This is a genomic window from Metasolibacillus meyeri (genome assembly GCF_003049505.1).
In the GTDB taxonomy this organism is placed as follows: Bacteria; Bacillota; Bacilli; order Bacillales_A; family Planococcaceae; genus Metasolibacillus; species Metasolibacillus meyeri.
The window spans coordinates 1-12,051 of the sequence record NZ_PYWN01000030.1 but is presented as its reverse complement, the minus strand read 5'-3'; the positions used below and the strand labels follow the sequence as shown (position 1 = coordinate 12,051).

Below are 12,051 nucleotides of genomic sequence, written 5' to 3'. Positions count from 1 at the left end.
GATGGATACTGCAAAAAAGCTATAGTAAGTACGGCATCACCCCTTTACAAGTTTGTTGCGAATTTTATTTGATAAAAACTCGATAAATAAGATGAGTATCATCAAACCAATTAAAATTGAGCCAACTTCTGCCCATTTATAGCCATTCATAGCGAAAATAAGCGGTGCCCCAATACCGCCAGCACCAACTAATCCTAAAACGGCAGCATCTCGTAAATTCATATCAAATCGATAAATGACAATAGATATAAACATAGCGGATAGCTGTGGGATAATACCATAACGAATTTTTTCATAAGTAGTGCAGCCCATTGATTCCAGTGATTCTAAAATGCTAGTTTCTAAATTCTCGATAACATCGACATATAACTTAGATAGCATACCAACTGATACTAAAGCCATTGTCAGCACACCTGCGAAAGGACCAGGCCCTGTTACACGAATAAACATTAAACCATAAACAATTGCAGGAACTGTTCGTATAACGATTAGTATCAATCTAACAAGAAAAGCAATTGGCTTTGCTACGATATTAGATGCCGATAAAAAAGCAAGCGGTACAGCTAAAATCGCACCGACAATCGTTCCTAGAAAGGCAATCGCCATTGTTTCTAACAGTAAGTACGGTACACCGTTTGTGCTCCATGTAAATAATAGCTCGGTATTCGGTGATAAAATCCCAAGCATAATATTTTTAGCAATCATGAATCCATTTTCCGTCATATTGGAAAGATTGATAGCGGATAAAGACCATAGCAGAAACGCAGCTAAAATCATAATAGAGATGATGCTTTTCGTTGTGTATTTTGGTTCATTGATGAGCTGTTTTTCAATTGCATTCAAAGCACTCACCCCCTACATTAATTTCTTTCTGAAATGTTCACTAAGTGTTTCAATACAAAAGACTGTTACTGCAAGCAGCAGCAAAATCATGCCAACATTTGCATAGTTGCGCCATCCTAGGCTTTCATTTAACAGTAAGCCGATACCACCAGCACCGACATAGCCTAAAATAGCAGCGTAGCGTACATTCCCTTCAAAGCAAAACAGCGCGGTTGAAATATAGTTAGGCAAAATTTGAGGTAATATTGCATAACGGAATGCTGAAAATGTAGAGTGCCCCATTGAATGCATCGCTTCAAAAGCCTTTAAATCTGTATTTTCAATTTGTTCATATAAAAGTTTGCCAACATAAGCGACGGTAAATATAAAAATCGCGACCGTACCTGCCATCGTACCAATACCAAAAATGAATGTAGCGATTAAAGCGGCTACTAATGTAGGTAGCGTGCGTAATAGGCTTAAGAATAACTTGCTGGCTACAACAAGCCATGTGCTTTTTACCATATTAGAAGAGGCTAAAAAAGCGATTGGTAATGCACAGACTGCTCCGAGAAGCGAGCCAAGCAAGGACATTTTAATGGTGTCAAATAACGGTTGCCATAATCGGTCTAAATAAGACCAGTTTGGTGGTATCATCTCCCCAACAATTTTCCAAAATTGATAGATACGTTCAATCAGAACAACGATACTAAAGCCTGTAATTTGAATTGAAAAGTACAAGGCAAAGAGCAATAGAAGCGCAATCCATGGCGCTTTGGAGCGTTTAAATGTGACCGTTTTCCCATTGCCCAGTGTCATTGATTTTGTCTTTATGATGTTCAAACCATCGTCAGCTCCTCTTTCAATTTGCCGTTATAAATGTGGTTCAATACGTTTTCTGTTACAGCGCTTGCAGGGCCGTCATAGACAATTTCTCCATTGCGAATACCAATAACTCTTGTTGCATATTCGAGTGCTAACTCTACATGATGAATGTTCATAATAATCGTCATATTCAGCTCTTCATTAATTCGTTGAAAATCAGACATCACTTGTTGCGCTGTGACTGGATCAAGTGAGGCAACAGGTTCATCTGCCAAAATAATCTGTGGTTTCTGTGCAAGCGTACGTGCTAAGGCGACACGCTGCTGCTGTCCACCTGATAATTGATCGACACGCGTAAATGACTTATCTAAAATCTTCATTTGATCAAGTGCTTCAAGTGCTTCTATTTTTTGCTGCTTTGTAAATATGCCGAGCGCCTTTCGCCAGAAGGGCATGTCTGGCACAAATGATACAAGGACATTCTTTAGTGCCGACATGCGCGATACGAGATTAAAAGATTGAAAAATCATGCCGATGCCTCTGCGCAATGTACGTATTTCTTGTCCTTTCAATGTGGATACTTCTACCCCATTGACTTGTAATGAACCATCCGTAATGTCGTGCATTCGATTAATGCAGCGAATCAGTGTCGATTTACCAGCACCAGATAAGCCAATGACAGCTACATATTCCCCTTGCTCAATTTTAAGGTTAATATCCTTTAATGCGATAAACCCGTTATTATAGCTTTTATGTACATGTTGAAATTCAATCATTGTGTTACACCTACCTTTAGATAAAAATAGGGAACATACTAGTATGTTCCCTGCTATTGTGACAGCATTAATTGCTTAATTGTTGGACTAATTGCTGTGCTTTGCGTTCATTATCATAGTCTGAATCTTTGGCGATTTGATAGCCTTCATGACTGTAAATCGCGATAACTTCTTTGCCAGCATCTGAGTTAGCAATATTAATAAAGGCCTGTTGTAGCGCAGCTTTTAAGTTGTCATCCATAATTTTGGAATGTTTACTTACGCTAATCGTATCGTTATAAATTGCTGGCATAACACCAAGCACATCTGTTTCATCCCAAATGCTTGCAGAACGTTCAAGATCCGTTGTCCATACACCTTCGAAATCACGACGAGCATCTGCATATGTGACAAGTACATCTGTTTGACCAGCAGCTAGACGAGCAAAGGCATTCCCATAAGAATCTGCTTGTACGACTTTAGATAAATCTGTAATTGTTTTTTCAAACTTTTCATTTAGCCATAGTGCTGGATAAATATAGCCAGCAGGTGATGAGGAAGACATGACATTCCAGTTTGCATCATTTAAGTCCTCAAATGTTAAGTCCTCGCCATTGTTGACTTTAGTAGCAAGCTCTCGTCCTTTAGCTGATGGGCCAGCTATTAATAATGCACGATAAGATGTTGCTTGATCGGCTGTTGCTGTTGTTGGCTTATTTTTATTCCATTCTGTTGGATCATCTGAATTATTGTTTAAGCCAGAACGCGTTGCAGTTAAAATGACTTCAGCGCCATCATCATAAAGCACATATGTACCACCAGGAATTAAGCCAATATCTGTTGTACCTGCAGATAATGCTTCCCCGACAGCTTCATAATTTGTACCTACCGTAATGTCAACCTTATCAACGTCATAGCCTAATGTAGCAAGCTCTGCTGTTAACAATTCTTTTAATGGCTCCGTAGCAGTAATAATTTCCTGTGGGTCACGTGATGGTACGAAGGCAATTGATAGTTTTTCTAATTTTTTTGCAGTTTCTTCTGTTGCCTGTGTATTATCTGTTGTAGAAGCATTTGTATTAGCATCATCTGTTGTAGATGATCCATCCTCCTCATTGCCATTACAAGCAACAAGTATCATACTGATTGCAAGTATACATACCAACCAAAACATTTTTTTCATAAATTTTCCTCCTAAAATTAATGTGCTACTCGATTATAAAAGATGAATGTAAATGAGATATTAAGGAATTACAAAGATTTAAATTTTCAAAAAGTGGAAGAAAAGATTAAAATGTAGCTAATTAAGAAATGAGGTGTTTGTATGAAAAAGATTTCTGTTTTGGTGACGAGTGATATTCATGGCTATGTGATGCCGACAGACTTTTCAAGCAAGTCAGTGTTGCCAATGGGGCTAGGTAAGCTTATGACCATTATCGAGGAGGAGCGTAAGCATAATGCAGTATTGCTAATCGATAATGGTGATTTTATACAAGGCAGTCCAATGACTTATTATGAACAAAAAGTTGAACCACATGGTCATAACCAAATGATACAAGTAGCAAATGCAATGCAATATGATGCCGCAATTTTTGGTAATCATGAATTTAATTATGGTTTACATACGGTTAAGACCATCGTCGAACAATCACAATTTCCATGGCTTGCAGCAAATATTAAAGATGAGAAAGGGCATTACTTTACACAGCCTTCTATGATTAAGGAGATTGAAGGGGTAAAGGTTGCTGTTGTTGGGATTACGACACAGTTTGTGCCTTATTGGGAGGAACCAGCCCATATTGCAGGGCTTATTTTTGAGGATGCTTTTACATCGGCTCAACAGGAGATAGCCAATCTACGTGAAAAATTCGCAATAGACGTAATGATTGTCGCATATCATGGTGGCTTTGAAGCAGATGTACAGACAGGTGCACGCTTAGAGGAATCACGAGAAAATATCGGCTATCAGCTTTGTCAAGAACTAGAAGGAGTAGATGTTGTCATTACTGGCCATCAGCACAGGGAGCTAGCATTACATTTATTTGGTAAAGCCGTTGTACAACCAGGAACGAAAGGGATTTGCCTTGGAAAAGTGGAGCTGCTATTCAATGATGAAGGCATTTTACAACACACATCACCTAGCCTAATTTATTTAGATGAGACGATTCCATTGAATGTAGAGGTTCAAAATATCATTACCCCTCTATATGAAAAAACGGAGAAATGGTTAGATCAGCGCATTGGTAAAATCACAGGGGATTTAGTTATCCACGACACATTTGAAGCGCGTCTCAAGGGACATTCTTACGTGGAATTGGTTAATCGGGTGCAAATGGAAGTAACGAGTGCCTCGATTTCTTGCGCCTCGATTTTTAATGATACATGCGCAGGCTTTCAAAACGATGTGACGATGCGCGATATTGTCACAAACTATATTTATCCAAATACATTAAAGGTTTTGTCGATTGAAGGCAGGCATATTGTCGCGGCATTAGAGCAATCCGCTACCTATTTTACGATGGAAAATGGCAAGCCTGCTATTAGTGAAGCATTTAAATATCCTAAGGAGCAGCCCTATAATTATGATCTGTGGAGCGGTATCGACTACACAATTGATTTAACACAGCCTGCTGGTCAGCGTGTTGTTTCTGTGATTTTCCAAGGTCAGCCATTGCAATTGAGCCAACACTATCATGTTGTTATGAATAGTTACCGAGCGACAGGAGCAGGAAATTTTGATTATTTTAAAACGTGCCCAGTTGTCAAAGACATCCAAACGGATATGACAGAGCTACTTGCGGACTATTTCACAAAGCACGGCACGGTGGAAGCGAAAACGATGACGAATATGCATCTGATTTATCCTGATTCAGCAGAAGACTCCTTCCTCAGTAGGTAGGGGATGAATGCCTATTTTTGCTCAGTTCAGAGGGTGTCTAAAAACTTACTGAACCAAGATAAAATCTGAACACAGTTACACCAAGGCACAATTGATTTGAAAATTAATTGTGCCTTATGTTAGGTTATCGGTTTACGAACAAACCCAATTGTACTAGTGAATTGTTAACCTACCTTAATTATAACGGTAGCTGACATACTTTTGATTTTGTACAAAATTTCCTAGATGAGTTCAAATAGGTTTTCTTATTGCTTCACACCAACCAGCAAAACACTGAAAGAATCAACAATTTTCCTATTTCTAATCATTGAATTTCACATTTCTATTTAGTGCATGGAAATCGTAATATTCCATCAATTCTCTCCTTTAACCCAATCACCTGTTCGCTTTCGAACTTTGTTTGTAGCATAAAAAAATGATACAATAGAATAATGAGAAAGTAAGTAGCGTTTTGACTTACATATTGACAAAGTTTTAAAAGATAAAAGGAAGGTTCTTCATGCCCAATAATCAAACAAGAAAATTAGTACACAGCAGTGTGGTAATAGTTCTATTTACAATTATTATGCTTATCGCTTTTTATGTACCGCTTGTAAGTATAGTGGCAATGGGATTTGCACTATTACCGATTGCGTGGCTTGCAGCAACGTATGATCGAGCTAATGCTATTGTTGTTGCGATCATTGCAAGCAGTGTTACATTTATCTATGGTGGTATTATTATGTTACTGACAGCGATAGTATTTGCAGTAGCAGGTTTAGTTATAGGTGACGCAATACGCAATAAGAAAAGTAAAATCTATTTGCTCATGTCGACAGGTTTAGCATTGTTATTTACCTTTTCGATTTTGTATATAGCGCTCATCAAATTTTTAAATTTAGATTTTGTGAAGATTAGTCAGGAAATCGCTAAAACAAGTTATGAGCAATCGATTAAAATGGCGGAACAGTTTCCGTTGCAACGACCTGTCACAAGAGAAAGCATAGATGAAGCATTCCGATTAATGGAGGCAGCATTACCATCTACAATTATCATAGCTGCCTTTCTTTTAGCGTTTGTATTAATTTCAATTAACTTACCATTGTTAAAGCGTTTCAAAATCGATGCACCGAAATTTGCGCCATTTAAACAGATGCGCTTACCTAGAGCGGTGCTTTGGTATTATTTAATTGCGCTTTCGATTAGCTTATTTGTTCAGCCAGAAATAGGTTCCCTTTTATATGTAGCCACGCTTAATGCATCACTCATATTATGGTTACTACTCACATTACAAGGTTTATCCTTTATCTTTTTCTTATTGGATGAATATAAATCACCGGGTTTTTTAAAAGGTTTAATTGTGATTATTGCAATCCCGCTTTACTCATTTATTATTTTGCTTGGTATTATCGACTTAGGCTTTAATTTACGTGAGTATGTGAAGGATAAAATCCATAAAAAATAAGGAGCTGTTCATACTATGGATATGTTTAGAAAGCGTGTAATTCGCTATCCACTTTTTCTTATATCTCTGTTAGTGCTAGTGGCAGCTATTTTCTTATTTTTATGGAATATATGGCTTGCCATTGGCTATACACTAGCAGCGCTTGGTGGGTTATTTTATGTCTGGAAAATCGAAAAGGCAGCGTATATTGAAACAGAAAAGCATATTGAAAAGCTTTCCTTTCGGATGAAAAAAGTCGGAGAAGAAGCCTTTTTGGAATTGTCAATAGGGATTATACTCATTAACAATGATTATCATATTGAATGGGCAAATCCTTTTATGCTGAATATTTTAGATACCGAATCACTAATCGGAGAAGAATTATTTACTATTTCTGAGGATTTATTTAGTGTTATGCATCCAGAAGAAAAGCGAGAGCTAACGGTAACGATTGGTGAACGTAAATATCGAACATATTATAAAGAAACAGAAAAGCTATTATATTTCTTCGATGTGACAGAGCAAGTAGAAATCGAAACACAATATTTTGCTGACCGTACAGTCTTGGCAGTGTTATTTATTGATAACTACGATGAACTAACACAGGCAATGGATGATCAAACACGCAGTTTAACGAATACGATGGTCACATCTATTGTCAATGAGTGGGCAGCATGCTACGGTATTTATGTGAAGCGTATATCCTCGGATCGCTTTTTAGCTGTGTTAAATGAATCGATTTTAGCTGAGTTAGAAGTAAAGAAATTTGAGATTTTAGATATGATTCGAGAGCGCACTTTACAAAAAAATATGTCGTTAACCTTGAGTATTGGCGTTGGGGCAGGCTCATCATCACTCGTCGAGCTAGGAGAGCTGGCTCAATCTAGCTTAGACTTAGTGCTAGGGCGTGGTGGCGACCAAGTAGCGATTAAGCAGCCAAGTGGGAAATTACGTTTTTATGGGGGGAAAACAAACCCTGTTGAAAAGCGTACACGCGTAAGAGCACGTGTTATTTCACATGCGTTAAGAGATTTAATTCAAGAAAGCGATCAAGTATTTGTTATGGGGCATAAGCGGCCTGATATGGATGCCATTGGTGCAGCAATCGGTGTACGGAAAATGGCACAAATGAATAAAGTTGATGGCTATATCATTGTAGATTTTGAAGATTTACATGGTAGTGTACAACGACTTATGGCGGAAATTGAAGATAAATCGGATTTTTATCAACGCTTCATTTCCCCAGAGGAAGCATTGGCAAAAATGACATCGAAATCCTTATTAATCATTGTGGATACGCATAAGCCAAGCCTTACGATTGATGAGCGTTTATTCAATAAAGTAGATAAAGTCGTCATCATTGACCATCATCGTCGTGGCGAGGAATTTGTAGTGAACCCGACGCTTGTTTACATGGAGCCATATGCATCGTCAACTGCCGAACTTGTAACAGAATTGCTGGAATACCAGCCGAAAAACGAAAAAATTACACCGTTAGAGGCTACAGCATTACTATCAGGTATTATTGTTGATACGAAAAGCTTTACACTGCGAACGGGTGCCCGTACGTTTGAGGCTGCCTCTTACTTGAGAACACATGGTGCGGATACAATATTAGTCCAGCAGCTATTAAAAGAGGATGTCGACACGTATATTGAGCGTTCGAAAATCGTGCAAACGGTGAAGTTCGCTTTTCCAGGAATCGCGATTGCTCATGGAGAAGATGGACGTGTCTATGATTCAGTTATCATCGCTCAAACAGCGGATATTTTATTAACGATGAAGGATGTATCCGCCTCGTTTGTTATTGCACATCGAGCAGATGGTTTAATCGGTATTAGTGCGAGGTCTTTAGGTGAAACGAATGTCCAACTCGTTATGGAAAAACTCGGTGGTGGTGGACACTTAACGAATGCAGCTACACAAATAGAGGCACATTCGATAGATGAAGCAAAAAAATATTTAATCGATGCGATTACAGAAGTAGTTGAAGGGAGTAATGAATAATGAAAGTTGTATTTTTAAAGGATGTAAAAGGAAAAGGTAAAAAAGGTGAAATTAAAAATGTGGCGGATGGTTACGCACAAAACTTTCTAATTAAAAATGGTTATGCAGTAGAGGCTAATAATCAAGCATTAAGCCAATTAGACGGTCAAAAGAAATTAGAGGAAAAAAATGCGGCTGCTGAGCTGCAAGCTGCAAAGGATTTAAAAGACAAAATTGAGGCATTGGAAGTTGTCATTAAAGCAAAATCAGGAGAAGGCGGCCGCTTATTTGGCTCTGTATCAACAAAGCAAATTGCAGATGAATTACAAAAAACACATGGTATTAAAATTGATAAACGCAAAATGGAGTGTAACGACGGTATCCGTTCTTTAGGTTATACGAATGTGCCAACTAAGCTTCACCAAGAAGTAAAGGCTACATTAAAAGTACATGTTATTGCTGAATAAGGAGAGCATATAGATGAGTGAATCTATGATAGACCGTGTGCCACCGCATAATCATGAAGCAGAGCAATCGGTTATTGGTGCGATATTTCTTGAGCCACAGGCACTGATTACAGCATCCGAAATTTTAATACCGGAAGATTTTTATCGTCGTGCACATCAAATTATTTTCCAAACGCTGCTGACATTAAGCGACCAAGGAAAAGCGATTGATGTCGTTACTGTTACAGAAGAGCTTTCCGTAAAAAAAGAGCTAGAGGATGTCGGTGGTCTATCGTATATTTCTGAGCTAGCAAACGCTGTACCAACCGCTGCTAATATTGCGCATTATGCAAAAATTGTAGAAGAGAAGGCATTATTACGTCGTTTAATCAGTGTTGCAACGAAAATCGTCCAAGACGGCTATACACGCGAAGACGAGGTAGAAGCATTATTAGCTGAAGCCGAGAAAAAAATGATGGAAGTGGCCAACCGTAAAAATGCAGGCGACTTCAAGCACGTAAAGGATGTTCTTGTTGATACTTTTGATAATATCGAGAAGCTACAATCAAGACAAGGTGATGTTACAGGTATTCCAACAGGCTTCCGTGATTTAGATAACATTACAGCTGGCTTCCAGCGCAATGATTTAATCATCGTAGCGGCTCGTCCATCGGTAGGGAAAACAGCCTTTGCTTTAAACGTCGCACAAAGCGTCGCTGTACAAGCACGTGAAAATGTGGCGATATTCTCATTAGAGATGGGTGCAGATCAGCTCGTTATGCGTATGCTCTGTGCAGAGGGCAATATCGATGCGCAAGCTCTGCGTACAGGCGCTTTGTCAGCGGAGGACTGGGGCAAGTTAACGATGGCGATGGGGAGCCTTTCAAGCTCGGGTATTTTTATTGATGATACACCAGGTGTACGTATTAATGAAATTCGAGCGAAATGTCGCCGCTTAGCACAGGAGCATGGACTCGGTATGATTTTAATTGACTACTTACAGTTGATTCAAGGTAGTGGACGTCCTGGAGAAAACCGTCAACAAGAAGTATCGGAAATATCTCGTTCTTTAAAGGGACTTGCACGTGAATTAAAAGTGCCAGTCATTGCACTATCACAGCTATCGCGCGGTGTAGAGCAACGTCAAGATAAACGCCCAATGATGAGTGACTTGCGTGAATCTGGTTCGATTGAGCAAGATGCCGATATTGTTGCGTTCTTATATCGTGATGATTACTATGACCGAGAATCTGAAAGTAAAAATATGATTGAAATTATTATTGCCAAGCAACGTAACGGTCCAACAGGGACGGTGACATTAGCGTTTAAAAAAGAGTTCAATAAATTCCTTAACGTAGACTGGTCTCAGTATGAAGCACCACCAGAATACTAAAAATAGTAAATAATAGAATCTAAACGCGAACATTCACAGTATAATATTGTAATAGTGTTCGTGTTTTTGTTTGACATTAACTAGCAAACACTGCTACAATTATTCTGCTTATAATAAGGGACGCAAGTAAGTGTCTAACGGAGGTGCTCGTAACATGACATCAGTAGTAGTTGTGGGAACACAGTGGGGAGACGAAGGAAAAGGTAAAATTACCGATTTTTTATCGAAGCAGGCGGATATTATTGCACGCTTTGCAGGTGGAGATAATGCAGGGCATACAATAAAAATTGCAGGCGAAACATACAAGCTACATTTAATTCCTTCAGGTATATTTTATAAGGAAAAAACATCAGTTATTGGTAATGGATTAGTTGTCAATCCTAAATCGCTTGTAACGGAATTACAAGGTTTACAGGCACGTGGAATCGATACGTCTAATTTGCGTATTTCGAATCGTGCGCATGTTATTTTACCGTACCATATCCATCAAGATATTGTAGAAGAAGAAAGTCGCGGAGATCAAAAAATTGGTACAACTGCTAAAGGAATCGGGCCTTGCTATCAAGACAAGGTTGCACGTATCGGTATTCGTATGGCCGATTTATTGGATAAGGAAATTTTCGAACAAAAGCTACGTGACAATATTGCCTTGAAAAATCGCTTGTTTGAGAAGTTTTATGAAGTAGATGGTGTAAACTTTGATGATATTTTTGAGGCGTATTATGCGTATGGCCAAGAGTTAGCACAATATGTAACAGATACATCGAAAATTTTAAATGACGTGTTAGATGAAGGTGGCAAAGTATTATTTGAAGGTGCGCAAGGGGTTATGCTCGACATTGACCAAGGTACATATCCATATGTTACATCATCAAACCCAGTTGCAGGCGGTGTAGCAATTGGCGCTGGTGTAGGTCCTAACTATGTATCACGTGTTGTAGGTGTATGTAAAGCTTATACTTCTCGCGTTGGTGATGGTCCTTTCCCAACAGAGCTACATGATGAAATTGGTCAGCGCATTCGTGATGTTGGTCGTGAATATGGTACAACAACAGGTCGTCCACGTCGTGTTGGCTGGTTTGACTCAGTAGTTGTACGTCACTCTCGTCGTGTGAGTGGTATTACAGACTTAGCTTTAAATTCAATCGACGTATTATCTGGCTTAGAAACAGTGAAAATCTGTACGGCCTATGATTATAATGGCGAAATTATCACAGAGTATCCAGCTAATCTGCATATCATTGAACAATGTAAACCAATCTATGAGGAATTACCTGGTTGGCCAGAAGATATTACAGCTGTGCGTACATTAGAGGAACTACCAGAAAACGCTCGCCGCTATATCGATCGCATTCTTGAATTAACAGGTATTAATCTAATGACATTTTCTGTAGGTCCAGCACGTGAGCAAACAAATATTGTAGCGAATATTTGGGAATAAATTTAATTTGATTCAGCAATGTTTTCTGCGCGAAAGCGAAGCGGCAGATACAGAAGTCCCC

10 protein-coding genes are annotated in these 12,051 nt (G+C 38.8%); 6 read left to right on the top strand and 4 right to left on the bottom strand.

Going from position 1 to position 12,051, the window contains the following annotated elements:
* Nucleotides 1-36: 36 nt before the first annotated feature.
* From phnE (C9J34_RS04500) to C9J34_RS04485, 4 genes are all read right to left on the bottom strand, one after another.
* Entirely contained in the window at nt 37-843 is an 807-nt protein-coding gene (phnE, locus tag C9J34_RS04500) for a phosphonate ABC transporter, permease protein PhnE (RefSeq protein ID WP_107838671.1), read from the bottom strand.
* Nucleotides 844-855: 12 nt separating this feature from the next.
* Nucleotides 856-1,641 carry a phosphonate ABC transporter, permease protein PhnE gene (phnE, locus tag C9J34_RS04495; protein WP_107838696.1) on the bottom strand — a complete coding sequence of 262 codons (786 nt, stop codon included), beginning with the start codon at nt 1,639-1,641 and terminating at the stop codon, nt 856-858.
* Nucleotides 1,642-1,661: 20 nt separating this feature from the next.
* Nucleotides 1,662-2,423: a phosphonate ABC transporter ATP-binding protein gene (phnC, locus tag C9J34_RS04490; RefSeq protein ID WP_107838670.1), complete on the bottom strand. Its 762-nt coding sequence runs from the start codon at nt 2,421-2,423 to the stop codon at nt 1,662-1,664.
* 67 nt (nt 2,424-2,490) lie between these two features.
* Nucleotides 2,491-3,585, bottom strand: a complete 1,095-nt coding sequence (locus tag C9J34_RS04485; RefSeq protein ID WP_107838669.1) for a phosphate/phosphite/phosphonate ABC transporter substrate-binding protein — start codon at nt 3,583-3,585, stop codon at nt 2,491-2,493.
* A 141-nt stretch (nt 3,586-3,726) separates the two neighbouring features.
* Between C9J34_RS04485 and C9J34_RS04480 the strand changes: the two genes are divergently transcribed.
* From C9J34_RS04480 to C9J34_RS04455, 6 genes are all read left to right on the top strand, one after another.
* The gene (locus C9J34_RS04480; RefSeq protein WP_107838668.1) at nt 3,727-5,301 is read left to right on the top strand and encodes a bifunctional metallophosphatase/5'-nucleotidase; all 1,575 of its coding nucleotides are present in this window, start codon (nt 3,727-3,729) and stop codon (nt 5,299-5,301) included.
* A 499-nt stretch (nt 5,302-5,800) separates the two neighbouring features.
* Nucleotides 5,801-6,745 (top strand): YybS family protein, encoded by a 945-nt coding sequence (locus C9J34_RS04475; RefSeq protein ID WP_107838667.1) that lies wholly within the window; start codon nt 5,801-5,803, stop codon nt 6,743-6,745.
* Between the two features lie 15 nt (nt 6,746-6,760).
* A complete protein-coding gene (locus tag C9J34_RS04470) occupies nt 6,761-8,731 on the top strand; it encodes a DHH family phosphoesterase (protein WP_107838666.1) in 1,971 nt (656 codons plus the stop codon).
* A complete protein-coding gene (rplI, locus tag C9J34_RS04465; RefSeq protein ID WP_107838665.1) occupies nt 8,731-9,177 on the top strand; it encodes a 50S ribosomal protein L9 in 447 nt (148 codons plus the stop codon). Before C9J34_RS04470 ends, rplI begins: the two co-directional genes overlap by 1 nt.
* Nucleotides 9,178-9,190: 13 nt before the next feature.
* Nucleotides 9,191-10,549, top strand: coding sequence for a replicative DNA helicase (dnaB, locus tag C9J34_RS04460; RefSeq protein ID WP_107838664.1), 1,359 nt, complete (start codon nt 9,191-9,193; stop codon nt 10,547-10,549).
* A gap of 154 nt (nt 10,550-10,703) precedes the next feature.
* The gene (locus tag C9J34_RS04455) at nt 10,704-11,990 is read left to right on the top strand and encodes an adenylosuccinate synthase (RefSeq protein WP_107838663.1); all 1,287 of its coding nucleotides are present in this window, start codon (nt 10,704-10,706) and stop codon (nt 11,988-11,990) included.
* Nucleotides 11,991-12,051 lie beyond the last annotated feature (61 nt).